The following is a 25,332-nucleotide window of genomic DNA, read 5'->3' as shown; positions in this document are numbered from 1 at the left end:
CGTCCCCTTTTCCGTTACAGGATCTCCAGCACCGTTTCCGGTGGACGGCACAGCCGGGTGCCCTTGGGCGTGCGCACCACGGGGCGGTTGATCAGGCGCGGGTGTGCGGCCATCGCGGCCAGCAGCGTGGCCTCGTCCGCATCTTCCAGGCCCAGTTCGGTGAACTGTGCTTCCTTGCTGCGCACCAGCGCCTGCGCGTCCAGGCCGGATTCGGCCAGCACCTGGCGCAGTGTGGCCACATCGGGTGGATTGCCGAGGTACTCGATCACCTCCGGCTCGAAGCCGGCATCGCGGATCAGCTTCAGTGCGCCGCGCGAATTGCTGCAGGCCGGGTTGTGCCAGATCGTCACGTCCATCAGAACCACTCCAGCAGCGACACGCCCACGCCCACGTAGGTGGCTTTGTGGTTGTAGTCGATCAGGCTTTCGCCGTAGCCGTCGAAGATCTGCACGTGGCCGCGCAGCAGGTTGCTGATCGGGAAGCCGTAATCCAGCTGCAGGGCACCGTGTGAGCGGCTGCCGGTACGCAGCGAATGGCGTGCCATCAACGAGACTTCGTGGCCGTTGCGGTTCCAGGTCAGGGTCGCATCACCGCGGCCCATGTAGTCCTCGATGTCCGGATTGTTGTCGTCGCTGCGGGTCTCGGGAATGCGGTACCACGGGCGCAGCACCAGCGCCCAGTTCTCGCGGTCCAGGCCGATGTTGAGCATCACCCGGTTCCAGCTGCGCGACAGTGGGTCGGCACGGCCGTTGGACTGGTGATTCAGCGCGATGCCGGTCATGCGCCCACGCCAGCCACCGATCGAGTAGCCGTTGCGGAACACCATCATCACTTCCGGCTCGTAGTTGGTTTCGCGGAACGGGCGCGAATCCTCGCCGTTGTAGGCCTGCCAGCGCGAGCTCTGGGTGTAGCCGGCCCAGATGTCGCCGTTGTCGCCGAACAGGTTCTCGGCGATCTTGGTCTTGAAGCTGATCTGGAACTTCAGCTCGGCACTGTCGAGCACCTGCGGCGTGGTGACCGTGTTGGCCGGGTTCGGCGAATGCGGCGTGGTGTTGCGGTCGCTGGTCCAGAACGCGGGCAGCAGGTACACCGGCTTGTACGCACGCAGCTGGAACGGGCCCAGTTTGGAGTCTTCGGCCAGTTCCCAGCGGCTGTCCAGCAGCGAACCGCGGCCGGCGTTGGCCAGTGCGCTGTCCGGTGTTGCCGGACGGAACAGGTCGCTGACACGTTCGCGCAGCTTCTCCTCGCCCTGGCTCACACGCGCAGTCTGGCGCTCTTCGCGACGGGCCTGCGCGGCCGCCTCGGCAGCGGCGTCGGCCGCAGCGGTAGCCTGCGGGGTGTGTGCGAACAGGCGGTCATAGCAGGCCAGGCGTGCCGCGTCGGTGGTGATGGCGGCACAGGCAGCCGGCGAGGTGTCGGTGCCGGGCGCGAATTCCTGCGCGGCCAGCGGAGCACTGGCCAGGGCCAGCGCCAACGGCGCAAGGCGGGGAAGCAGCGGGGGGAGGGTCATTCCAGCAGGCCCTTCGGTGAATACGGGGATCGCACAGTGTGGCGGCTGCACCGGATCACGGCCAGCCCCCACGGTTTATGCACGGCCACGGCGTGCGCAGGGCGTGAAGACGGAGGCGCTCACAGGAACCAGGCGAAGGCGAACAGGCCCAGCATCGCGATCACCACGGCCAGTTTCAGCGCCAGGCCGAGCAGGATGCCAAGCCAGGTGGCCAGCCCGACCTTGGTTGAGCGGCCGAGTTCGCGGGTGTGCCAGTACTCGCCCAGCAGGGCGCCGATCAACGGCCCGGCGAACAGGCCGATCGGCATGAAGAACAGGCCGACGATGCTGCCGAAGAAGGTGCCCCACAACGCCTTGCGGCTGGCGCCGACCCGTTGCGCGCCGACCACGGTGGCCAGCACGTCGGCCAGCAGCGACAGCAGGGTCAGTACGCCCAGCGCGACCAGCGTGGGCCAGCCGACGTGCGCGAAGCCGTCGGCCCAGGCCGCCAGCAGCAGTCCGATGAACACCAGCGGGATGCCGGGCAGGGCCGGCAGGATGATCCCGGCGATGCCGACGAGGACAAAAATGACCGCTAGCAGATATAAGATGAATGAGAGTCCCATGCTGTCCCGTATGGTCGCCGTTTTGGGGTTGACAGTGAAAGATTTTGCCAGTTGATTTTTCGTTTTGGGCGGGTTAAGTTGCAGTCGCTGAGCTTGGCAAGGTCACCGTGGATCGTGGCCTGATGAAGCAAGATCTTCCCGATCCGCTGCATCGATGCACCTCGCTTCCCCCTTGCTTGTCAGCCGCCCAACAGGCGTTTCCAACAACAAGAGAGAGTCAAAGGGAGTTAGTGAGATGGCTGATCGCGAGACCGGTACCGTAAAGTGGTTCAATGATGCGAAGGGCTTCGGCTTCATCAGCCGGCAGAATGGCGAGGACGTGTTCGTGCACTTCCGTGCCATCGAGACCCAGGGCTTCAAGAGCCTCAAGGAAGGCCAGGCTGTGAGCTTTGAAGTCGTGCAGGGCCAGAAGGGCCTGCAGGCTGACAAGGTCCAGCCGGTGTAATACCCGCCGCCAGTCGGCATGAAAAAGGCCCGCGCAAGCGGGCCTTTTTCGTTGGCCTGGTTTTCCCTGGCCAAGGCCCGCCGTGGATCAGCGCAGGATGACCTTGCCGTTGACCACGCGCACATAGGTGTTCTCGCGGATGCCGCCGAGGTCACGCTGATTGACCACGATGGTGCGGCCATCGTCCATGCGCACGCTGATGTCGTAGGTGTCGCTGGTCACGTTCTTCTGGATCTGGTTGCCGGCCAGGGCGCCACCGACCGCGCCTGCAGCGGCGGCGATGTTCTTGTTGCCACGGCTGCCGCCGGTATGGTCGGAGATCTCGTGGCCGGCCACGGCGCCGACGATGCCGCCGAGGATCGCGCCGGTGGCGCTGGGCGCGGTGCGGCCGGACTGCACGGTGTTGATGCGGGTGACGATGCCGCAGTCGGCGCAACGGCCCTGGTTGTAGCCCCCGTTGTTGCCGTAGCCGCCGTTGTTGTAGCCATTGTTGTAACCGCCGCCACCGTAGCCGCCGGGGGTGGCACAGCCAGCCAGGGCGAGGGTTGCGATGGCACTGGCAGCGATGAGCTGGATCTTCATGGGGCGTCTCCTGGCCGTGAAGGCGGGTGCGTTGGGTGGTACTGCGTCATGCAGCAGGGTGGACGAATCCTCTCCTTTCGAACGTGAACAACGCGCCAACCATGCGTGCCCTGACCGGCTGCAGGATGAATGCGCGTCAGCGGAAGTCCTGGTGGCAGGCACGGCAGTCCGCCTGCAGTGTTTCCACCACTTTGGCCAAGGTGGTGCAGTCGCTGGGCGGCGCAGCCAGCGCGCTGTTGAGGTTGCCGCGCAGCTGGCTGGCGTGCTGCTGGAACTGCGCACTGTCCTTCAGCCCGGGAAAGGCCAGGTCCAGATCGTTGGACAACAGGCGTATGGCCTGCAGCCGCGGAACGCTGTCGGCCAGGCTGCAGCGGTTCTGCTGCTGGGCCTGCTGCAGCAGCTGCGACTGCCGTTGCATCACCTGCATGAGGCTGTCCGGGAACGGGTCACGGCGGGCCTGCAGGGCACGGCCCACCATCACCGTGGCAATCAGCCCGATCAGCAGGCCCAGGCACAGCACGAACAGGTATCGATAGGCAGTGGACGGGGGGCGGGGCGGGCTGGCGTTCATGGCGGGCTCTCCGGTGCAACGGTGGGTTCGATGCCAGCGCGCTGTAGGCACCGGCGCCTGCACGTTAAAATAGCCCGATGAACGAACAGGTCAAACAACGCTTTGCCGGCATCGAACGGCTGTATGGCGTGGGCGCGCTCGAGCGCCTGCAGGGCAGCCGCGTGGCGGTGGTGGGCATGGGCGGCGTCGGCTCGTGGGTGGTGGAGGCGCTGGCACGTTCGGCGGTCGGCCACCTGACCCTGATCGATGCCGATGACATCTGCGTGTCCAACACCAACCGGCAGCTGCCGGCGATGGAAGGCAACTACGGGCGCAACAAGGCCGAGGCGATGGCCGAGCGCTGCCGCGCGATCAATCCGGAGATCGAGGTCGAAGCGGTGCAGGCGTTCCTGACCGTGTCCAACATGACCGAGCTGCTGGACCGTGGTTTCGATCTGGTGATCGATGCCTGCGACAGCTTCCGGGTCAAGGTCGAGACGATCGCCTGGTGCCGCCGCCGCAAGCTGCCGCTGCTGACCGTGGGCGCCGCCGGTGGCCGCACCGATCCGACCCTGGTGCGGATCCGCGATGTCTCGCGCACCGAGCACGACGCCATGCTGGCGCTGATCCGCAAGAAGCTGCGCAGCGAGTTCAACTTCCCGAAGAACGCCAAGCGCTACTTCGGCGTGCCGGCGGTGTACTCGCTGGAGAACGTGAAGTACCCGCAGGCCGACGGCAGTGTCTGTGGCCTCCGCCCGAACCTGGGGGCCGATGCGGCACTGAAGCTGGATTGCGGTGCCGGCCTGGGCGCGGCGACCCACATCACCGGCGCGTTCGCCTTCGCGGCGGTGGGCAAGGCGTTGGAAATGCTGCTGGAGCCGAAGAAGGTCAAGGCCGAAGCGGTCGAGGATCACGCCGACGCGTGATCGGTAGCGCCGGGCCATGCCCGGCGAGCGAACAGCGCGACCAGCACAATGCCGCCGGGCATGGCCCGGCGCTACCGGTCAGGTGGGCAGGTTGAACAGCCGCCGAGCATTTTCCGTCGTGGCCTGCGCCAGCGCATCCAGGTCCCTTCCGCGCAGCGCCGCCACATGGCGGGCGATGACTGCCAGCCGCGCCGGCTCGTTGCGCTGGCCGCGGATGCCGGCGTCGGGCTGGTCCGGGGCGTCGGTCTCCAGCAGCAGTTGTTCCAGCGGCATTTCGCGCACCAGTCGCTGCAGGCGCTGCGCGCGCTCGTAGGTCAGCGGCCCGCCCAGGCCGAGCAGGAAGCCTTGCTTGTGCAGCTGCGCAGCCTGCTCCGGGCTGCCGGAGAAGCTGTGCACCACGCCGCGCAGGCCGCCGATGCGACGGATCGCGGCGATCACCGCATCCACCGCGCGCCGCGCATGCACGATCACCGGCAGCTCGAACTCACGGGCAAGTTCCAGCTGGCCGATGAAGTACGCCTGCTGCGTCTCTGCATCCAGGCCTTCGACAAAGAAATCCAGGCCGCATTCGCCGATCGCGCAGGGGCGTTCGCGCTCGATCCATTCGCGCAGCTGGGGCAGGTGCCCGGGCCGGTGCTCGGCCAGGAACATCGGATGCAGGCCATAAGCGGGGTACAACCCCGGGGCCTGCTGGCAGACCTCGCGCAGCTTCGGCCAGCTGGCCGCGGTCACCGCCGGCACCACCTGCTGGTGCACGCCAGCCGCCTGCGCACGCTCGACCACGGCGGCGCGGTCACGGTCGAACTCGCTGGCGTCCAGGTGGCAGTGGCTGTCGACCAGCAGGCTCAACGCTGTTCCAGCGACGGAGGCGCCGTGGAGGTGTTGCGGCTCTTCCAGTTGGCCAGCAGCAGGGTGCCGAAGCCCAGCACCAGCTCATCAATGAACGGAATCGGGTCCGGAACGAACAGGGTCAGCACGAACAACCCGGCGGTCAGCTTGAACAGGGTGGGGTAGCGCAGCCGGCGCGCCCATTGCAGTACCGGCAGCAGCATCGGGTTGGCCATCGCGGGGTCCTCGTGGGGAATATGCAAACGCTACCACGGGCCCAGCATTTCCCGATGCTGAATGGGTTACGGGAATGAGCAGGAAATGTGGAGATTCCGTTCAGGCAGCGCATGCTGCAATCTGCCCCGAGAACGTTGCGGACGGTCCGCAAGGAGCAGGTCATGAAAAGCACAACTACAACTGTCCTGGTCGCAGCGGGCGCGCTGCTGGTCGGTGGCATCGCCACCGCCGCCTTCATGAAGAGCGGCGACACGTCGCCCGATTCCATCAGCGCCGGAACCCCCAATGGTGAATCGCGCCTGGTCGACGGCAACGCCGCTGACGATGGCGCACGTGCTGACACGCTCGACCCGTCGGCGCCGCGCGGCCTGGAATACGCCGACGTGCTGAAGGTCGACCCGATCACTGAGAAGCAGAAGGCCTATGCCACTGTGATTGGTACCGATGCGGTGCGTGAGACCTCCACCACACAGACCCCGCATGAAGTCTGCCAGGACGTGACGGTGCAGGAGCGCCTGCCGGAGCGTGATGGCAACGTCGGTGGCACCGTGGTCGGCGCCGTGGTCGGTGGCCTGCTCGGCAACCAGGTCGGTGGCGGCAACGGCAAGAAGGCCGCGACCGCGGCTGGCGCCGTGGCCGGTGGCTTCATCGGCAACCAGATCGACAAGCGCCATGTGGGTGGCCGTGTGGTCAACCGCACCGAGCGCCAGTGCCACACCGAGACCGCAACGTCCGAGTCGAGCCGCGTCACCGGCTACAACGTGACCTACCGCAACGAGGACGGCACCACCGGCACCATGCGCATGGCCAGCAAGCCGGGCAACCGCATCGCCATGGGCACCAACGATGTGGTCAAGGGTTACAACGTGACCTATCGCTATGACGGTGCAGAGAAGACCGTGCGCCTGGACAACAAGCCGGCCAGCGATCGCCTGCCGGTGGTCGATGGCCAGCTGGTCACGCAGACCGCGGCCGCCGGTGCTACCGCCGCGACCCGCCAGTAATCCATCCGCACCACGCAGTACCTGACGGGCCGGCACATGCCGGCCCGTTTCGTTGGGGACGCCGATGTTCATCCGCGCCGGATGTGGGTCTACCATCATGGGCCTTCCCATCACTGCGACATGGAATCGGCATGAGCATCTTCGACCTGCGCCTGGAAACCGAGCGCCTGATCCTGCGTCCACCGCAGCGTGACGACTATGAGCCGTACCTGGCCTTCTGCGCCGACGAAGAGGTGATGCGCACGCTCGGCGGTGTGCAGCCGCCCTCGGTCGCGTGGCGGGGCTTCTGCAGCCTTGCGGGTGCCTGGCAGCTGTTTGGTTTCTCGATGTTCAGCGTGATCGAGAAGTCCAGCGGCGAGTGGGTCGGCCGGATGGGACCGTGGCAGCCGCAGGACTGGCCGGGCACCGAGGTCGGCTGGAGCATCCGTCGCGCCAGCTGGGGCAAGGGCTATGCGCCGGAAGCTGCCACGGCCGCGATCGACTGGGCGTTCGACACGCTGGGTTGGGATGAGGTGGTCCACACCATCGCCGAGGACAACGAGAACTCCCGCGTGGTCGCGCGCAAGCTGGGCAGCACGCTGCTGCGCATGGGTGAGCTGCCGCCGCCGTACAACGACAAGCCGATGCAGATCTGGGGGCAGTCGCGCGAGCAGTGGCGGCAGCGCGCACGCTGAGCGTTGCCCGGTAGTGCCGGCCGCTGGCCGGCAACCTCTTGGCAGGATTCGTGCGATTGCCGGCCAGCGGCCGGCACTACCAGGGTGCCATGCTGCACCCGCGCTTGGCATTCACCGGTGCGCTTGCCAGACTGCCCGCAGCCGGCCGCCGGCCGGATTCGATGGAGCAGGCAATGCTGGAAGAGCGCATCCCGCTGACGGTGCATGGCATGTCGGTCTCGGGTAACTGCCACAAGGTCCGCCTGCTGCTGGAGCAGCTCGGCAGCCGTTACCGCTGGGTGGAAGTGGACAGCGCCCATGGCCAGACCCACACCGCTGAATTCCTCGCGCTGAATCCGAACGCCAAGGTGCCGTTGATCGTCCGCGACGATGGGCGCGTGCTGACTGAATCCAATGCGATCCTGTTCTGGCTGGCCGAAGGTACCCCTTACCTGCCCAGCGACGGCTGGGAGCGTGCGCAGGCGTTGAGCTGGATGTTCTTCGAGCAGTACACGCACGAGCCCTGCGTGGCAGTGGCGCGCTTCATCCGTGGCTGGACCGCACTGGATTCACCGCGCCGCGCTGAACTGCCGCGCCTGCACGAGCGCGCCGCCAACGCGTTGGCGGTGATGGAGCAGCACCTGCGGCAGGCGCAGTGGTTCACGGGCAGCGAATACGGCATCGCCGACATCGCCCTGTTCGCCTACACCGATGTGGCGGGCGAGGGTGGCATCGCGCTGGATCTCTTCCCGGAGGTGCGCGGCTGGCTGCAGCGCGTGCGCGCGCAACCGCGCTTTCTGCCGATGCCGGCAGTGACCGCCGAAGTGCGCTCACGATTCGAGGCCGCGTGACTCTCGCCAAGGTGACCCCCACAGGGTAGCGCCGGGCCATGCCCGGCGGAATGCAACAACGACACGGAGGGTGTTCGATGTTCGCTGTGGTTCCAGATCCGATTCCCGCACGCATGCGCGTGCTCAACCGCGCCGAAGTGTGCGATGTCAATTTCCTGGATGCAGTGCGTGGCTGGCGCGGGACTCCTCGCCCGCGACCGGCCCCGGACGCGCCGATCCTGCCGGGCAGCACGCTCACCGCCGCTGCCTTCGACGACCTGTTCGATTCGCAGCTGGCCAGTCGCCAGCTGGACCTGATGGCGCGCGTGCTGCGCGTGCAGAACAAGGTCTTCTACACCATCGGTTCCTCCGGCCACGAGGGCAATGCGTTGTTGGCGCGCGCCTGCCGGCATACCGATCCAGCGTTCCTGCACTACCGCTCCGGCGCGTTCATGGCCGAGCGTTCGCGCCAGGTTCCGGGCATCGACCCGCTGCGCGACGCTGCGCTGTCGTTCGCCGCCAGTGCCGATGATCCGGCCAGCGGGGGGCGCCACAAGGTGTGGGGCAGCAAGCCGTTGTGGGTGCTGCCGCAGACTTCGACCATCGCCTCGCATCTGCCCAAGGCGCTGGGTACTGCGCTGGCCATCGAGAGTGGCAAGCGGCTGGGCCAGCCGCTGCCGATCCCGGCCGACAGCATCGTGCTGTGCTCGTTCGGCGATGCTTCGTCCAACCATGCCACCGCGCAGACCGCGTTCAATACCGCAATGTGGTCGGCCTACCAGAAGCTTCCGGCACCGATCCTGTTCGTCTGCGAGGACAACGGCCTGGGCATCTCGGTTAAGACGCCCGAAGGGTGGATCGCCGAGCGCTTCAGCCATCAGCCGGGGCTGGACTATTTCTTCGCCGATGGCCTGGATCTGGCGGTCGGCCACGCCCAGGTGCAGGCCGCAGTGGAGCACTGCCGGCGCACGCGGCGGCCGACCTTCCTGCACCTGCGCACCACGCGCCTGATGGGCCACGCCGGTACCGACTTCGAAGTGGAATGGCGGGCGTTGCCGGAGCTGTGTGCGGCCGAGGCGCAGGATCCCCTGCTGCGCTCGGCGCAGATCGCGCTGGAATCAGGCTGGATGGACGCGGCGGCGATCGAGGTTGCCTACGAGACGATGCGCGCGCGCTGCATGGCCGCTGCTGCAGAGGCTGAAGGGCGACCCCGGCTGCAGTCATTGGAAGAAGTGATGGCGCCGCTGGCTCCGTACACGCCGGCAGCGGTGCAGGTTGAAGCCGAGCGAGGGCCGCCCGTCGACGCGCGCGAGGCGCTGTATGGCGGTGCCGACGCCCTGCCGGAACGGCAACCGCCACGGCATCTGGCCATCCAGATCAATCACGGCCTGCAGGAGCTGCTGGCGAAGTATCCGCAGAGCCTGCTGTTCGGCGAGGACGTGGCGCAGAAGGGCGGTGTCTACACGGTCAGCAAGGACCTGCAGCGCCGCTTCGGTCCGCGCCGGGTGTTCAACACCCTGCTGGACGAAACCATGATTCTGGGCATGGCGCAGGGCCTGGCCAACATGGGCATGCTGCCGATCCCGGAAATCCAGTACCTGGCCTACCTGCACAACGCCATCGACCAGCTGCGCGGCGAAGCGTGTTCGCTGCAGTTCTTCTCCAATGACCAGTACCGCAACCCGATGCTGGTGCGCGTGGCCGGGCTGGGCTACCAGAAGGGCTTCGGCGGCCACTTCCACAACGACAATTCGATCACCGCGCTGCGCGACATTCCTGGCCTGGTGGTCGGCTGCCCCTCGCGTGGCGACGATGCGGTGATGATGCTGCGTACGCTGGCCGCGCTGGCGCGGGTGGACGGCCGGGTGGCGGTATTCCTGGAGCCGATCGCGCTGTACATGAGCAAGGACCTGCACGAACCGGGCGATGGCCAGTGGCTGTTCGACTACCCCGCGCCCGGCCAGGCGCTGGTGCCGGGCGAGGGCCGGGTCTACGCGCCGGACGCCGGCGACCTGGTGGTCTACACCTATGGCAACGGCGTGCCGATGGCGCTGCGTGCGGTACGGGCAATCGAGCAGCAGCTGGGTTGGCAGGTGCGGGTGGTCGACCTGCGCTGGCTGGTGCCGCTGGATACCGGCTTCATCGCCGCACAGGCCGCCAGCGCCCGGCGCGTGCTGGTGCTGGACGAGGGCCGCCACAGCGGCGGGGTGGGCGAGGGCGTGGTCACCGCACTGGTCGAGGCCGGCTTCGGCCACCTGCCGCTGCGCCGGGTCTGTGGAGCCGATACCTATACGCCGCTGGCGGGGGCAGCAATGTTCGGGCTTCCAAGCGACAATGCAGTGATTGGCGCCGCCCTTGAACTGGCGCAGGAACCCTGATGCATGTGTGGATTGGCGGGAATGTTGTTGCCGGCGCCGGTGGCGTCGGCCGAGGTGCTGCAGGCGCAGGTCCTGGCCATGGGCGAGGCGCTGCACCACCGCGGGCCGGATGATGGTGGCAGCTGGGTCGATGCCGGTACCGGCATCGCGCTGGCACACCGCCGCCTGAGCATCCTCGACCTGTCCCCGCTGGGCCATCAGCCGATGGCCTCGGCCGATGGCCGCTATGTGATGGCCTACAACGGCGAGGTCTACAACTTCGCCGCGCTGCGCGCCGAACTGGAGCCGCTGGGCCACACCTTCCGTGGCCACTCGGATACCGAAGTGCTGTTGGCGTCGATCCTGCAGTGGGGTATCGAAGACACCCTGCAGCGCTGTAACGGCATGTTTGCCATCGCCCTGTGGGACCGCCAGGAACAGTGCTTGTGGCTGGCCCGCGACCGCGTCGGCAAGAAGCCGCTGTACTACGGCTGGGCCGGCGACACCCTGGTGTTCGGTTCGGAACTGAAGGCGCTGTGGCAGCACCCGGCCTTCGACAACGACATCGACCGCGACGCACTGACCCTGCTGTTGCGGCTGGACTACATCCCGGCACCGCACAGCATCCACCAGCGCTGCTACAAATTGATGCCGGGCCGCGTGCTGCGCCTGGACGCCGAAGCCGTAGCGGCGGGTGCGGCCGCGCATCGCCCGGAGCAGGCGCAGCGCCCATACTGGGATGCGCGTGCTCGCATGCAGGCGGCGCTGGCCGCGCCGTTCCAGGGCCGCATCGAAGAGGCCGAGGAACAGCTGGACGCGCTGCTGCGCGATGCAGTTGCGCTGCGCATGGTGGCCGATGTGCCAGTGGGCGTGTTCCTGTCCGGCGGCACCGATTCCTCGCTGGTGGCGGCACTCATGCAGGCACAGAGCGGGCAGCCGGTGCACAGCTTCAGCATCGGCTTCACCGGCTCCGGCCACGACGAGGCGCCGTTGGCCAGGGAGCTGGCTGCGCATCTGGGCTGTGATCACACCGAACTCTACGTCAGTGGCGCCGATGCGCTGGCGGTGGTTCCGCAGCTGCCGTCGATGTTCGATGAACCCTTCGCCGATGCTTCGCAGGTGCCGACCGCGCTGGTCGCCCGGTTGGCACGGCAGGGCGTGACCGTGGCGTTGTCCGGTGACGGCGGCGACGAGCTGTTCTTCGGCTACACCCGCTATGTGCGTGCGCTGCGCAACTGGCAGATGCTGGGCCGTGTGCCGGGCCCGCTGCGGCGCTGGATGGGCGCACGCGCGCAGCAGCAGGGCGAGGCCTCGCGTACCGGTGGCCTGGCCGCGCTGCTGGCCGAGTCCGGCGCGCGTGGCATTGGCGATGTGTACCGCAACCGTATTTCGCGCTGGCGTGACCCGGCCGCTGCGGTGCCGGGCGCGCAGGCGGCAGGCAGTTTCTACGACCTGGCCGACCCGCTGCACGGTGCAGGCACCCCGGCCGACGCGATGATGCTGGCCGATTATGTGACCTACCTTCCAGACGATCTGCTGTGCAAGGTCGATCGCACCTCGATGGCGGTCAGCCTGGAGGCGCGCGCGCCGCTGCTGGACTGGCGCGTGGCCGAGTTCGCCTGGTCATTGCCGCTGGGCTTCAAGCGCAGTGAAACCACCAGCAAGGTGCTGCTCAAGCGCGTGCTGGGCCGTTACGTGCCGCAGTCGATGGTGCACCGGCCCAAGCGTGGCTTCGGCGCGCCGGTCAGCGACTGGCTGAAGGGCGACCTGCGGCCGTGGGCCGAAGATCTGTTGCAGCCGGCGCGGCTGGAGCGCGAGGGCGTGCTGTCGGCGGCGGCCGTGCAGCCGCTGTGGCAGCAGTTCCTCGGCGGCCAGCGCAAGTGGCATACCCACCTGTGGAACGTGCTGATGTTCCAGGCGTGGCAGGCGCATTGGCGGCAGGTGCGCGCCACTGTCACCGGCGGCTAATCTTCACCGGCCTGCACGGGCCCGGCGACTAGGCTGGGCCTCCCGCACCGTGAGGAGTCTGTCCCGATGTCCGTCCCCACCATCGCCGTGTTCGTTGGCAGCCTGCGCAAGGATTCCTGCAACCGCAAGCTGGCCCATGCGCTGGAGAAGATCGCCGGCGACCGCGCGCGCTTCCAGTACGTGCAGATCGGCGATCTGCCGCTGTACGACCAGGATTTCGATGCGCACTATCCGGCGCAGGGTACGCGCCTGAAAGACCAGGTACGCGCCGCCACAGCCGTGCTGTTCGTGACCCCTGAATACAACCGCTCGGTGCCGGGCGTGCTGAAGAACGCTATCGACATCGGCTCCCGCCCGTATGGCGACAGCGCGTTTGCTGGCAAGCCGGCGGCGGTGATCGGCGCCTCCATCGGCCAGATCGGTACCGCCGTGGCCCAGCAGCACCTGCGCAACAGCCTGGCGTTCCTGGACATGCACGTGCTCGGCCAGCCCGAGGCGTTCATCCATTTCAAGGACGGACTGATCGATGCCGATGGCACGGTCCACAACGAGGGCACGCAGAAATTCCTCCAGGGCTACGTGGACCGCTTCCTGGCGCTGATCGCGGTGCACGCCAAGGGCGGTTGAGACCGAGGGGGCAGAGCCCTCTGCTTTGCAGAGGGATCCGACCCCATGTCCAGCTGGGCGGGCGTTGATCTGCGATAATGCGCGGCTTGGGCGCCGCAACGGCGTTCATCGCAGGCAGTGCGACGCCCCCATGCCAGTCTGGCCAGGCACCGGCGGATATCCCCCGTTTTTCCACGGCTTATCCACAGGCTTGTCCATGGTCGCCGGGGTCGGTGCATGCCTACACTCGTCTGGCCACTTTCGTAGGAAACACCGCAGCATGTCCGCCCGTTCCGGCTTCCGTTCCAACCGCAGAGAGCGCGGTGATGGCTTTGATCGTGATCGCGACGAGTCGCGCATCGATCAGTTGCGTGTGCCGCCGCATTCGGTGGAAGCCGAGCAGGCGGTGCTGGGTGGGCTGATGCTGGCGCCGGAGGCCTATGACCGGGTCAACGACCAGCTGACCGAGGGCGATTTCTATCGCCGCGACCATCAGATGATCTACCGCGCGATCCGCGAGCTGTCCGAACGTGAACGTCCGTTCGATGCGGTGACCCTGGGCGAGTGGTTCGAATCGCAGGGCAAGCTGGAGCTGGTCGGCGATGGTGCCTATCTGATCGAACTGGCCAGCACCACGCCGTCGGCGGCCAACATCGTGGCCTACGCCGAAATCGTGCGTGACAAGGCGGTGCTGCGGCAGCTGATCCAGGTCGGCACCGACATCGTCAACGATGGCTTCCAGCCTGAAGGCCGCGACAGCAGCGAGCTGCTGGCCTCGGCGGAAAAGAGCGTGTTCGCCATCGCCGAGCAGGGCGCGCGCGGCCGTACCGACTTCGTGGCCATGCCTGGCGCGCTGAAGGATGCCTTCGAGGAACTGCGCAACCGCTTCGAGAACGGCGGCAACATTACCGGCCTGCCGACCGGTTACAACGACTTCGACGCGATGACCGCCGGCCTGCAGCCGACCGACCTGATCATCCTCGCTGCGCGCCCGGCCATGGGCAAGACCACCTTCGCGCTGAACATCGCCGAGTATGCGGCGATCAAGTCGAAGAAGGGCGTGGCGGTGTTCTCGATGGAAATGTCGGCCTCGCAGCTGGCGATGCGCCTGATTTCCTCCAACGGCCGCATCAACGCGCAGCGCCTGCGTACCGGCCAGCTGGAAGACGAGGACTGGAGCCGCGTCACCAGCGCGATCAAGATGCTGAAGGAAACCAAGATCTTCATCGACGACACGCCGGGCGTGTCGCCGGAAGTGCTGCGTTCCAAGTGCCGCCGCCTCAAGCGTGAACATGATCTTGGCCTGATCGTGATCGACTACCTGCAGCTGATGAGCGTGCCGGGCAACAGCGAGAACCGCGCGACCGAAATCTCGGAAATCTCGCGTTCGCTGAAGGGCCTGGCCAAGGAGCTGCACGTACCGGTGATCGCGTTGTCCCAGCTCAACCGCTCGCTGGAAACGCGTACCGACAAGCGCCCGGTGATGGCCGACCTTCGCGAATCGGGCGCTATCGAGCAGGACGCGGACATGATCGTGTTCATCTACCGCGACGATTACTACAACAAGGAAAATTCGCCGGACAAGGGCCTGGCCGAGATCATCATCGGCAAGCACCGTGGTGGTCCGACCGGCTCGTGCAAGCTGAAGTTCTTCGGCGAGTACACCCGCTTCGACAACCTGGCCCACGATTCGGTCGGTTCGTTCGAGTAACGGACGTTCGTTTGGGGCACGGACACAGGCCGGCCCCAGCACCATTCGGAACATCAACGTTCCGTATGTGGCGTGTAAATGACATGTAACGAGACGCTTTTAGGATTCTGCCGCCGCTTTCCCCTTTTGACGCCGCCCTTCGGCGTCCAGCGCGCCCAAGGAATCCGCCTCCATGCCGTCCCACGCTCCGCTCCGCCGCAATCTGCTGGCCCTGCTGGTCTGTGCTTCGCTCCCGTCTCTGGCTGCCGCTGAAACCGCCCCCGCCGCCGACGTGCAGTCGGCCACCACCCTCGATTCGGTCTCGGTGATCGGCCGCGGCGAAGCACGCCAGGTGCAGCGCGTCACTGCCGAGGACATGAAGGTGCTGCCGCCCGGTGCCAACCCGCTGAAGCTGCTGGCAACCAAGCCGGGCGTGCATTTTGAGTCGGCCGATGCCACCGGCGCCTACGAATGGTCGACCACCATCAGCCTGCGCGGCTTCAACCAGAACCGCCTTGGCTACACCCTCGATGGCATCCCGCTGGGCAACATGGCCTACGGCAACAGCAACGGCCTGCATATCAGCCGCGCGGTGATCAGCGAGAACCTGGGCGGTGCCGAGGTCTCCACCGGCATCGGTGCGCTGGGCACGCCGTCCACCAGCAACCTCGGCGGCGTGTTCCAGTTCTATTCGATCGATCCGTCCACCGAGTACGGCGTGGTGCTGGCACAGAGCTTCGGCAGCGACAGTGCGCGCCGCAGCTATGCGCGGCTGGATACCGGCGACCATCAAGGCTTTGCCGCCTACCTGTCAGGCGTCTATTCCGAAGGCGACAAGTGGAAGGGCAAGGGCTCGCAGGAACTGAAGCAGTTCAACGGCAAGGCCACCTACAACTTCGGCGTGGACAGCAGGATCACCGCGCTGTTCAATGCGTCGCGCCGCGTCGAGGCCGACTACCAGGATCTGTCGCTGGAGATGATCGACCGCCTCGGCTGGGACTGGGACAACTACGCGCCGGACTGGGATCGCGCGGTCGCCGCCGCACGCGGCAAATTCAGCGGCGGCGTCAACAGCCCGTGGGATGCGTACTACTCCGGCCACGGCCTGCGCAACGATGACCTGTCCAGCATTGCCGGCGATTTCGGCCTGAATGAATCGATGCGGTTGAAGGTCAATGTCTACAACCACAGCAACCGCGGCCAGGGCCACTGGTTCAGCCCGTCCAATCCGTCCAACCCGGGCACCAGCCGCGAGATTCCGATCTCGATCCGCACCACCGAGTACGCGATCGACCGCACCGGCGTGACCTCGGCGTTCACCTGGAATGTGGGCGGGCACGAGCTGGAGGCCGGCCTGTGGTACGAGGACAACGGCCACAGCGTGCAGCGCAACTTCTACTACATCGACGGCCCGATCACCGACGACTTCTTCCTGCGCAATCCGGACCAGCGTGTGTGGCACCAGCGCTATACCACCATCACCCGCCAGTTCTACGTGCAGGATCGCTTCCGCCTGTTCGATGATCGCCTGACCATCGACATCGGTGCGAAGTCGCCGCACACCCGTACCAGCGTGCGCACGCCGCTGGGCAGCTACGCCAACAACAGCAGCCTGACCTCGAAGAAGGGGCTGCTGCCGCAGGCCGGCTTCAACTTCAAGCTCAACGAAGGCAATGAGATCTTCGGCTCGTTCGCCAAGAACATCGCCGCCTATGCACTGGGTGTCGGCAGTCCGTTCAATGTGCCGCAGGCCGCCTTCGACAGCAGCGCAAAGAACCTCAAGCCGGAACAGTCGCGCACCATTGAGCTCGGTTGGCGTGGCTACGGCCGCGGCTATGAAGCCTCGGTGGCGGTGTACGACGTCAAGTTCGACAACCGCCTGCTGGCCATCGCGCAGTGCGTGGGCATCCTCGGTTGCCCGGCGCTGTTCTCCAACGTCGGTTCGGTGACCAGCCGTGGCGCCGAGGCAACCTTGCAGCTGAAGCCGATGCAGGACCTGACCTGGTCCAATGCGCTGTCCTGGAATGACAGTACCTACGACAACGACTATGTGAACAACGCCGTGGTGCCGACCCGTGGCAAGAAGACCGTCGATACCCCGGAATGGATGTTCGCCAGCACCCTGGCCTGGACCCCGGGCCCGTGGGACATGCGCCTGGCCGCCAACCACGTCGGCAAGCGCTACGTGACCTACACCAATGACGTGTCGGTGCCGAGCTACTGGCTGGTGAACGCTTCGGTGGCCTATGACTTCGGCAAGCTGGGTCCGGCGCAGAACCTGACTGTTGCGCTGAACCTGACCAACCTGACCGACAAGCGCTACCTGTCCTCGATCAACACCAATGGCACCTACGCCGCTGACCCGACCCGCAGCCTGGCGACCATGCAGGTCGGCGCGCCGCGCCAGGTGATGGCCACCGCTACCGTGCATTTCTGATGCGCGGGCCTGTCGATCCGGAAAGCCGTCGTCGCCTGCTGCGCACGGCGTGGCAGGGCACGGGGGCGGCGATCGCGCTGGCGGCGATGCCGGGGCTGGCCACGGCCGGCCCTCGGCCGCGGCTGGGGCGCGATCCGTTCACCCTCGGCGTCGCCGCCGGCGATCCGGATCCGCAGGGCGCGGTGCTGTGGACGCGGCTGGCCCCGGACCCGCTCAACGGTGGTGGCATGCCATCGCGGGCGGTGGCGGTGCGCTGGTTCGTGGCCGAAGATCCGGGCATGCGCCGGCTGGTGCAGCGCGGTGTTGCTGCAGCGGTGCCCGAGCTGGCCCATTCGGTGCATGTGGAAGTCAGCGGCCTGCGCCCGGGCCGTGACTACTACTATCGTTTCGCCTGCGATGGCGATGAGGAAAGCGCGGTCGGTCATTTCCGCACCGCGCCGCTGCCGGACACGCAGCTGCAGCAGCTGCGGTTGGCGCTGTGTACCTGCCAGGCCTGGAACAGCGGCTACTACCCGGTGCTGCGCGATATCGCCCAGAGCGATCTCGACCTGGTGCTGCATGCTGGCGACTACCTGTACGAGTACAGCCCGCTGCAGAACGCACGTGGGCGCGCACTGGATGCCGAGCGCTTCAGCGGCGAGACCGTCAGCCTGGAGCGCTACCGCGACCAGTACGCGCTGTACAAGCTCGATCCGGATCTGCAGGCTGCGCACGCCGCGCATGCGTTCGCGGTGATCTGGGATGACCACGAGGTGCAGAACGATTATTCCGGCATCCATCCGGAGAAGCCTGGTGTATCGACCGAAGACTTCATCGTGCGTCGTGCCGCCGCCTACCGCGCGTTCTACGAACACCTGCCGATGCGCAGCTCGCCGGCGGGCAATGGTGGCCTGCGCGTACACCGGCGGCTGCGCTACGGCGATCTGGCACAGCTGACCCTGCTCGATTGCCGCCAGTTCCGCCCGGCCAATCCCTGTGGCGTGGGCGAGTCGCCACGCTGTGATGCTGCACTGGACCCGCGCATGAGCATGCTCGGCACGGGCCAGGAGGCGTGGTTCGCGCAGTCGATGGCGGCCGCGCAGGGCACGCGCTGGAACGTGGTGGTGCAGCAGTTGCTGATGGCGCAGCTGCGGCTGGACGGTGGTACGCCACGCGAGCGCTTCTGGAATGACGCCTGGGATGGCTATCCTGCCGCACGTATCCGGTTGCTGCAGGCAATGCAGGCGGGCGGGCAGGGTAATGCCATCGTGTTGGGTGGCGACTGGCATTCCACCTTCGTCAACGATCTGAAGCTGGATTTTGACGCGGCCAGTGCGTCGGTCGTGGCCACCGAATTCATCGCCCCGGCGATCAGCAGTGGCGGCGACGACACACCGTATGGACCGTATTACGGGCCGTCGATACCGCAGAACCCGCACATCCGCTATTTCGACGGCGACCGCCGTGGCTGGTGGAAGCTGCAGCTGAACCGGCAGACCGTGGACGCCGAGCTGCGCTTCGCCGACAGCGTGCTGCGTGCGGATGCGGCGGTGCGTACAGCGGCCCGTTTCCAGGTGACCCACGGCAGTCCGGGCGCGGTCCCGGTGTAAATCCCTGCGGTAGTGCCGGCCGCTGGCCGGCAACCTCATGAATCTCCGGTTTCCCCACCACCGGTTTCATCGCCCCCAGCCCGGTTTCGTCGCAAACCGTTTGCGGGCGGCGGGGGCAGGGCGCCATGGTGTCCGCAGGCGGCAAGGTGCCGCCACAAGGAGACCGTGATGAAGACCCTGTTCGCGCTCGGTGTGTGGTGCCTGCTGTTCGTGCTGTGCTGGCCGCTGGCGATCCTCGCCCTGATCGCCTGGCCGTTCGTCTGGCTGCTGAGCCTGCCGTTCCGCCTGGTCGGCATCACCTTCTCGGCGCTGTTCGCGTTCCTGCGCGCGCTGTTCATGCTGCCGGCGCGCCTGCTCGGTGGCGGTCCGGTGGCCGCATGAGGGCGGTGCTGTTGGCCGCGCTGGCGCTGCTCGCGGGGCCGGCACTGGCTTCACCTCCAGCACCGCCATCGGTGTGGCTGGAGCGCCAGCAGACTGCCGCTGCCGACGAGGCGGATGCAGCGGCGGCCAACGCGGTCAAACCCAGGGAGCACTGCCGGGTAGTGAAGGAATGGAAGGCGGGTGAAACCGTGGTCCAGCACCGGATCTGTGATGATCCGCCGAAGAAGCCGGCTGAAAAGGTGTAGCGCCGAGCCGATGCTCGGCTCTTCTCCCGGGATAGCCGAGCGTGGGCTCGGCTCTACATCATCAGCGCCAAGAAAAAACCCCGCCGAGGCGGGGTTTTTTCTTGGCTGGAGTGTGCCGACCAACGGTCGGCACCCACCTGGATGCAGATCAGTTCGCCTTGTGGATGGCGCGCTTGCTGACCGCCATCGCTGCGTCGTGGATCACTTCCGACAGCGACGGGTGGGCGTGGCAGATGCGGGCCAGGTCATCGGCCGAGCCGCTGAACTCCATGGTCAGCACGCCTTCGTGCACCAGCTCGGAGACGTTGGCGCCGACCAGGTGCATGCCGAGGATGCGATCGGTTTCGGCATGGGCCAGGATCTTCACGAAGCCTGCGGGCTCGATCATCGCCACGGCACGGCCGTTGGCGGCGAACGGGAAGCTGCCGGCCTTGTACGGGATGCCTTCGGCCTTCAGCTGGGCTTCGGTCTTGCCGACCCATGCCAGTTCCGGCTCGGTGTAGATGACCCACGGGATGGTGTCGAAGTTGACGTGGCCCGGCAGGCCGGCGATCAGCTCAGCCACCGCGATGCCTTCCTCGAAGCCCTTGTGTGCCAGCATCGGGCCGCGCACGCAGTCGCCGACCGCCCACACGCCGTTGACGCCGGTGTGGCAATGCGCATCGACTTCGATCTGGCCACGCTCGTTGATCTTGACGCCGGTGCCTTCGGCCAGCAGGCCCTTGGTGGCGGCGCGACGGCCAACGGCCACCAGCAGCTTGTCCACGGTCAGGGTCTTTTCGCCTTCGCTGTCGGTGTAGGTGACAACGACTTCCTTCTTCTTGCCCTTGCCGGTGATCTCGGTCTTGGAGACCTTGGCGCCGAGGCGGATGTCCAGGCCCTGCTTCTTGAATTCCTTGGCAGCGGTCTTGGCCACTTCGGCGTCGGCCACGGCCAGGAATTCCGGCAGTGCTTCGAGGATGGTGACTTCAGCGCCCAGGCGCTTCCACACGCTGCCCAGTTCCAGGCCGATCACGCCGGCGCCGATGACTGCCAGGCGGTTCGGCACTTCGGTGAAGTCCAGGCCGCCGACGTTGTCGACGATGGTATCGCCGTCGAACTTGGCGAACGGCAGTTCGATCGAATCCGAACCGGCGGCAATGATGACGTTGGTGCCCTTCAGCTCGACTTCCGAGCCGTCGTGCTGCTTCACCTTGACCACGTTGCCCGGCTGCAGTTCACCGAAGCCGTAGTAGGTGGCGACCTTGTTGGCCTTGAACAGCATGGCGATGCCGCCGGTGAACTGCTTGACGATCTTGTCCTTGCGGCCAACCATCGCTTCGACGTCCATCTTGGCATCCTTGAAGCTGATGCCATGGTCGCCAAAGATGTGGCCCATGTTCCAGAACTGGCGCGAGGAATCCAGCAGCGCCTTGGACGGGATGCAGCCCACGCGCAGGCAGGTGCCGCCCAGGGCCGGCTTGCCGTCCTTGCCCAGCGCTGCGTCGATGCAGGCGGTCTTCAGGCCCAGCTGTGCGGCGCGGATGGCAGCGTGGTAACCGGCCGGGCCGGCACCGATGACGACGACGTCGAATTGTTCAGCCATTGAATTATTCCTTGATGCATTACCAGAACCCCTCCGCGCAGGCGCGGAGGGGCGGGAGGTTTCTTACAGGCCGAACAGCATGCGGCCCGGGTTTTCCAGCTGGTTCTTGATGTCCACCAGGAACTGCACCGAGTCCTTGCCGTCGATGATGCGGTGATCGTAGGACATCGCCAGGTACATCATCGGCGCGATCACGACCTGGCCGTTCTGGGCGATCGGACGCTCCTTGATGGCATGCATGCCCAGGATGGCGCTCTGCGGCGGGTTGATGATCGGGGTCGACAGCAGCGAACCGAAGGTGCCGCCGTTGGTCACGGTGAAGGTGCCGCCCTGCAGTTCTTCCAGGCTCAGCTTGCCGTCACGGGCCTTCTTGGCGTAGTCGGCGATGGTGCGCTCGATGTCGGCGAACGACATGCGCTCGACGTTGCGCAGCACCGGCGTGACCAGGCCCTTCTCGGTCGACACGGCGATCGAGATGTCCGAGTAGCCGTGGTAGATGATGTCATCGCCGTCGATCGAGGCGTTGACCAGCGGGAAGCGCTGCAGCGCGTTGGCAGCGGCCTTCACGAAGAAGCTCATGAAGCCCAGCTTGATGCCGTGGGCCTTGACGAACTCGTCCTGCAGTTCCTTGCGCGCGGCCGACACCTTGGACAGGTCGACTTCGTTGAAGGTGGTCAGCATGGCGGTGGAGTTCTTCGACTCCATCAGGCGCTCGGCGATGCGCTTGCGGATGCGGGTCATCGGCACGCGTTCTTCCGGACGTGCGCCACCGGCCTTGCCGGCGCCGCCGTTGCGGGCGAAGTTGACGATGTCTTCCTTGGTCACCGCGCCGCGACGGCCGGTGCCATCGACGTCAGCCGGATTCACGCCTTCAGTGATGGCAGTGAAGCGGGCGCCCGGCGGCAGCGCGTCAGCGGCCGACTTGGCAGCCGGGGCCGGAGCAGCGGCGGCAGCGGGCGCAGCAGCGGCCGGAGCGGCGGCAGCAGCCGGAGCGGCTTCAGCGGCCGGCGCCGGAGCAGCGGCCACGGCGCCTTCTTCGATGATCGCCACGACCTGGCTGGAGGTCACGGTCGCGCCTTCGGCGAACTTGATTTCCTTGATCACACCATCGACCGGCGACGGCACTTCCAGAACGACCTTGTCGGTTTCCAGGTCAAGCAGGTTTTCGTCGCGCTTGACGGCGTCGCCCACCTTCTTGTGCCAGGTGGCGATGGTGCCGTCGGCGACGGATTCGGGCAGTACCGGGGCTTTGACTTCGGTGGCCATGCGGGAGCTTCCTGGTTTGTCTTCTAAATAGGGGGAGAGTTATTCAGCGAACGAGTCGTTGAACGGGTTGACCAGTGCATCGGCGACCAGCTGCTGCTGTTCGCGGACGTGGTCAGCCATGTGACCGGCAGCCGGCGAAGCCGAACGTGCGCGACCGGCGTAGTGCAGGTTCTGGCCATCGGCCAGGCAGAACTGCAGGTGGTGGCGGATCTGGTACCACGCACCCTGGTTCTGCGGTTCTTCCTGCGTCCACACCACGTCGGTGGCCTTGCCGTACTTCTTCAGTTCGGCAGCCAGCAGCGCACGCGGGAACGGATACAGCTGCTCCACGCGGATGATCGCCACGTCGTCCTGGCCACGCTTGGTCTGGTCTTCCAGCAGGTCGTAGTAGACCTTGCCCGAGCACAGCACCACGCGCTTGACCTTCTTGGCATCGGCATTGGCATCGCCGATCAGGTGCTGGAACTCGCCATTGGCCAGCTCGTCCAGGGTCGACACGGCCAGCTTGTGGCGCAGCAGCGACTTGGGCGACATCACCACCAGCGGCTTGCGGGTGGTCAGGTGCTGCTGGCGACGCAGCATGTGGAAGGCCTGCGCCGGGGTCGACGGCACTACCACCAGCATGTTCTCCAGCGCGCACAGCTGCAGGAAGCGCTCCAGGCGCGCCGAGCTGTGTTCCGGACCTTGCCCTTCATAGCCATGCGGCAGCAGCAGGGTCAGGCCGGAAATGCGGCCCCACTTGGCTTCACCGGCGGCGATGAACTGGTCGATCACCACCTGGGCGCCGTTGGCGAAGTCGCCGAACTGGCCTTCCCAGATGCACAGGGTGTTCGGATCGGTGGTCGAGAAGCCGTATTCGTAGGCCATCACCGCTTCTTCGCTGAGCAGCGAATCGATGATGGTGGCCTTCTCCGGCGAATCCACCAGCTGCCGCAGCGGCAGGTAGTAGTTGTCGGTCTTCTGGTCGTGCAGGATCGCGTGGCGGTGGGTGAACGTACCGCGGCCGACGTCCTGGCCGACCAGGCGCAGGGCACTGCCTTCGTCCAGCAGGGTGGCGTAGGCCAGGTTCTCGGCAAAGCCCCAGTCGCCCGGGATCTCGCCAGCGGCCATCTTGCGGCGGTCGTCGTAGACCTTGGACACGCGTGAGTGCAGCTGCACTTCTTCCGGCACGGTGTTGATCAGCTTGGCCAGTTCGACCAGCTTGTTCTTCTCGACCTTGGTCGAGATCGGATCGGACAGCTTGCCTTCCAGCAGCTTCGGCCAATCGACGAACAGCGGGCTGCTCGGCGGGGTCTTCTCGACCTTCGCCAGCTCGGTGGTCACTTCACCGGCATCCAGCTTCTCGCGGTACGCATCGACCATCGCCTTGCCTGCGCCGGCGGCGATCACGCCTGCCTTTTCCAGCTGTTCGGCGTACATCTCGCGGGTGGTGGCGTGCTTGCGGATCACCTGGTACATCAGCGGCTGGGTGATCGCCGGCTCGTCGGCCTCGTTGTGGCCCCAACGGCGGTAGCACATCAGGTCGATGACCACGTCCTTGGCGAACTTCTGGCGGAACTCGAAGGCCAGCTGTGCAGCGAACACCACCGCTTCCGGATCATCGCCGTTCACGTGCAGCACCGGGGCGGCGATCATCTTCGCCACGTCGGTGGCATAGCGCGTGGAGCGCGTATCCAGCGGGTTGGAGGTGGTGAAGCCGACCTGGTTGTTGACCACGATGTGCACGGTGCCGCCGACGGCGAAGCCGCGGGCCTGCGACATCTGGAACAGCTCCATGACCACGCCCTGGCCGGAGAAGGCCGCGTCGCCGTGGATCAGGATCGGCATCACCTGCTTGCGCGCGGTGTCCTTGCGGCGTTCCTGGCGCGAACGCACCGAGCCGGCCACGACCGGGTCGGCGATTTCCAGGTGCGACGGGTTGAACGCCAGCGCCAGGTGCACCGGGCCACCGTCGGTGGCCACGTCGGCCGAGAAGCCCATGTGGTACTTCACGTCACCGGCCGAGGCGTGCTCGTCGTGCTCGAACTTGCCTTCGAATTCGTCGAACAGCTTGCGCGGGTTCTTGCCGAGGGTGTTGACCAGCACGTTCAGGCGGCCGCGGTGGGCCATGCCGACCACCACATCCTTGACGCCATCCTTGCCGGCGCTGCGGATGATGGTGTCCATCATCGGGATCAGCGAGTCGCCGCCTTCCAGCGAGAAACGCTTCTGGCCGACGTACTTGGTGTGCAGGTAGCGCTCGAGGCCTTCGGCTGCGGTCAGGCGCTCCAGCGTGCGGCGCTGGGTGTCAGCGTCCAGCTGGTAGTTGCCGCCGGCCAGTTCCAGCTTCTTGTAGATCCACTGGCGCTGCTCGACCTCGGAGATGTGCATGAACTCCGCACCGATCGAGCCGGTGTAGGTCGCCTTCAGGCGTGCCAGCAGGTCGCGCAGCTTCATGCGCGGCTGGCCGCCGACGCCGCCGGTGCTGAACTCGCTGTTGAGGTCGCCATCGGACAGGCTGTGGAACGGCAGGCCCAGGTCCGGGGTGTTGACCGGAGCAGCCAGGCCCAGCGGATCCAGGCGGGCGTCCAGGTGACCGCGCGAACGGTAGGCGGTGATCAGGCGACCGACATTGCGCTCACGCTCGTCGCCTGCACCGGTGCCGGTGCCAGCTTTCAGCGCATCCTTGGCTGCGTCCGCGATGTGGGAGATGACAGCCGAGTGGGGAATGTCACCTGCTTCGCGGCCCTTGAAGCCGTCGAAGTAGGTTTTCCATTTGGGATCGACACTATCCGGGGAGACCAGGTACTGCTCGTACAGGTCCTCGACATAGGAGGCGTTGCCGCCGGCGAGTTGCGAAGATTGCGCAAACTGCTTCAGTTGATTGTCCACGATGGAGGGTGCTGATTCGCTTTGTGGGGTATGGCTTCAGAAGGACCCGGCACGAAGATGAATAGCCATGCACGGGCGCGTTCAAACAGCCAAATTGTACCCCCAACCGGACACGAAGGGGCACCACCAAGGGCATCGCGCGTCCCCCGGTGCCGCTTCCAGACAGG

The 25,332-nt window shown here is 66.3% G+C and carries 23 protein-coding genes; 13 read left to right on the top strand and 10 right to left on the bottom strand.

What is annotated here, in order from left to right; all coding sequences use genetic code 11:
* Positions 1–14 precede the first annotated feature (14 nt).
* From arsC to AC3ITW_RS14720, 3 genes are all read right to left on the bottom strand, one after another.
* A complete protein-coding gene (arsC, locus tag AC3ITW_RS14730; RefSeq protein ID WP_049420898.1) occupies positions 15–356 on the bottom strand; it encodes an arsenate reductase (glutaredoxin) in 342 nt (113 codons plus the stop codon).
* On the bottom strand, positions 356–1,510 hold the full coding sequence (locus AC3ITW_RS14725) for a phospholipase A (RefSeq protein ID WP_012511591.1): 1,155 nt from the start codon (positions 1,508–1,510) through the stop codon (positions 356–358). Before AC3ITW_RS14725 ends, arsC begins: the two co-directional genes overlap by 1 nt.
* A 119-nt stretch (positions 1,511–1,629) precedes the next feature.
* Positions 1,630–2,115, bottom strand: a complete 486-nt coding sequence (locus AC3ITW_RS14720) for a DUF456 domain-containing protein (RefSeq protein ID WP_006377462.1) — start codon at positions 2,113–2,115, stop codon at positions 1,630–1,632.
* A 235-nt stretch (positions 2,116–2,350) separates the two neighbouring features.
* On the opposite strand from AC3ITW_RS14720, the gene AC3ITW_RS14715 reads away from it, so the two are divergent.
* Entirely contained in the window at positions 2,351–2,560 is a 210-nt protein-coding gene (locus AC3ITW_RS14715) for a cold-shock protein (RefSeq protein WP_006377459.1), read from the top strand.
* Between the two features lie 87 nt (positions 2,561–2,647).
* Here AC3ITW_RS14715 and AC3ITW_RS14710 read toward each other — a convergent pair whose 3' ends face one another.
* Both AC3ITW_RS14710 and AC3ITW_RS14705 read right to left on the bottom strand, forming a co-directional pair.
* The gene (locus AC3ITW_RS14710) at positions 2,648–3,142 is read right to left on the bottom strand and encodes a glycine zipper 2TM domain-containing protein (RefSeq protein WP_006377417.1); all 495 of its coding nucleotides are present in this window, start codon (positions 3,140–3,142) and stop codon (positions 2,648–2,650) included.
* A 136-nt stretch (positions 3,143–3,278) separates the two neighbouring features.
* Positions 3,279–3,713, bottom strand: a complete 435-nt coding sequence (locus tag AC3ITW_RS14705) for a cytochrome c (protein ID WP_006377416.1) — start codon at positions 3,711–3,713, stop codon at positions 3,279–3,281.
* Positions 3,714–3,790: 77 nt separating this feature from the next.
* On the opposite strand from AC3ITW_RS14705, the gene AC3ITW_RS14700 reads away from it, so the two are divergent.
* A complete protein-coding gene (locus AC3ITW_RS14700) occupies positions 3,791–4,618 on the top strand; it encodes a tRNA threonylcarbamoyladenosine dehydratase (protein WP_006377415.1) in 828 nt (275 codons plus the stop codon).
* 78 nt (positions 4,619–4,696) lie between these two features.
* Here AC3ITW_RS14700 and AC3ITW_RS14695 read toward each other — a convergent pair whose 3' ends face one another.
* On the bottom strand, positions 4,697–5,467 hold the full coding sequence (locus AC3ITW_RS14695; RefSeq protein WP_012511590.1) for a TatD family hydrolase: 771 nt from the start codon (positions 5,465–5,467) through the stop codon (positions 4,697–4,699).
* A complete protein-coding gene (locus AC3ITW_RS14690; RefSeq protein WP_006377368.1) occupies positions 5,464–5,682 on the bottom strand; it encodes a DUF6116 family protein in 219 nt (72 codons plus the stop codon). The genes AC3ITW_RS14695 and AC3ITW_RS14690 overlap by 4 nt, the downstream gene beginning before the upstream one ends.
* Before the next feature lie 162 nt (positions 5,683–5,844).
* Between AC3ITW_RS14690 and AC3ITW_RS14685 the strand changes: the two genes are divergently transcribed.
* From AC3ITW_RS14685 to AC3ITW_RS14635, 11 genes are all read left to right on the top strand, one after another.
* Positions 5,845–6,687 carry a glycine zipper 2TM domain-containing protein gene (locus tag AC3ITW_RS14685; protein WP_006377367.1) on the top strand — a complete coding sequence of 281 codons (843 nt, stop codon included), beginning with the start codon at positions 5,845–5,847 and terminating at the stop codon, positions 6,685–6,687.
* A gap of 131 nt (positions 6,688–6,818) precedes the next feature.
* Positions 6,819–7,361 (top strand): GNAT family N-acetyltransferase, encoded by a 543-nt coding sequence (locus AC3ITW_RS14680; RefSeq protein WP_012511589.1) that lies wholly within the window; start codon positions 6,819–6,821, stop codon positions 7,359–7,361.
* A 173-nt stretch (positions 7,362–7,534) separates the two neighbouring features.
* Positions 7,535–8,191 carry a glutathione S-transferase family protein gene (locus AC3ITW_RS14675; RefSeq protein WP_012511588.1) on the top strand — a complete coding sequence of 219 codons (657 nt, stop codon included), beginning with the start codon at positions 7,535–7,537 and terminating at the stop codon, positions 8,189–8,191.
* Positions 8,192–8,268: 77 nt separating this feature from the next.
* Complete coding sequence (locus tag AC3ITW_RS14670) at positions 8,269–10,548, top strand: thiamine pyrophosphate-dependent enzyme (protein ID WP_489389674.1); 2,280 nt, start codon at positions 8,269–8,271, stop codon at positions 10,546–10,548.
* 3 nt (positions 10,549–10,551) lie between these two features.
* The gene (asnB, locus tag AC3ITW_RS14665) at positions 10,552–12,495 is read left to right on the top strand and encodes an asparagine synthase (glutamine-hydrolyzing) (protein ID WP_012511586.1); all 1,944 of its coding nucleotides are present in this window, start codon (positions 10,552–10,554) and stop codon (positions 12,493–12,495) included.
* Between the two features lie 66 nt (positions 12,496–12,561).
* A complete protein-coding gene (locus AC3ITW_RS14660; RefSeq protein ID WP_006377197.1) occupies positions 12,562–13,122 on the top strand; it encodes an NADPH-dependent FMN reductase in 561 nt (186 codons plus the stop codon).
* A gap of 259 nt (positions 13,123–13,381) precedes the next feature.
* Positions 13,382–14,812: a replicative DNA helicase gene (locus AC3ITW_RS14655; protein WP_006377195.1), complete on the top strand. Its 1,431-nt coding sequence runs from the start codon at positions 13,382–13,384 to the stop codon at positions 14,810–14,812.
* Between the two features lie 172 nt (positions 14,813–14,984).
* Positions 14,985–17,228: a TonB-dependent receptor family protein gene (locus tag AC3ITW_RS14650; RefSeq protein ID WP_065724245.1), complete on the top strand. Its 2,244-nt coding sequence runs from the start codon at positions 14,985–14,987 to the stop codon at positions 17,226–17,228.
* Complete coding sequence (locus AC3ITW_RS14645; protein ID WP_006377192.1) at positions 17,228–18,817, top strand: alkaline phosphatase D family protein; 1,590 nt, start codon at positions 17,228–17,230, stop codon at positions 18,815–18,817. The genes AC3ITW_RS14650 and AC3ITW_RS14645 overlap by 1 nt, the downstream gene beginning before the upstream one ends.
* A gap of 168 nt (positions 18,818–18,985) precedes the next feature.
* Positions 18,986–19,198, top strand: a complete 213-nt coding sequence (locus AC3ITW_RS14640) for a hypothetical protein (protein ID WP_005410275.1) — start codon at positions 18,986–18,988, stop codon at positions 19,196–19,198.
* Positions 19,195–19,443, top strand: a complete 249-nt coding sequence (locus AC3ITW_RS14635; protein ID WP_489389673.1) for a hypothetical protein — start codon at positions 19,195–19,197, stop codon at positions 19,441–19,443. Before AC3ITW_RS14640 ends, AC3ITW_RS14635 begins: the two co-directional genes overlap by 4 nt.
* 148 nt (positions 19,444–19,591) lie before the next feature.
* Here the strand turns inward: AC3ITW_RS14635 and lpdA are convergent, their stop codons facing one another.
* The 3 genes from lpdA to AC3ITW_RS14620 form a co-directional block, all read right to left on the bottom strand.
* Positions 19,592–21,028 (bottom strand): dihydrolipoyl dehydrogenase, encoded by a 1,437-nt coding sequence (gene lpdA / locus AC3ITW_RS14630; protein WP_012511582.1) that lies wholly within the window; start codon positions 21,026–21,028, stop codon positions 19,592–19,594.
* A gap of 63 nt (positions 21,029–21,091) precedes the next feature.
* Positions 21,092–22,294 (bottom strand): dihydrolipoyllysine-residue succinyltransferase, encoded by a 1,203-nt coding sequence (gene sucB, locus AC3ITW_RS14625; RefSeq protein ID WP_012511581.1) that lies wholly within the window; start codon positions 22,292–22,294, stop codon positions 21,092–21,094.
* A gap of 39 nt (positions 22,295–22,333) precedes the next feature.
* Entirely contained in the window at positions 22,334–25,165 is a 2,832-nt protein-coding gene (locus AC3ITW_RS14620) for a 2-oxoglutarate dehydrogenase E1 component (RefSeq protein WP_100434975.1), read from the bottom strand.
* Positions 25,166–25,332 lie beyond the last annotated feature (167 nt).

The organism is Stenotrophomonas sp. KH_052, from assembly GCF_057838755.1.
Note: the sequence above shows the minus strand (reverse complement) of the source record. Positions and strands in the feature narration are given on the sequence as shown.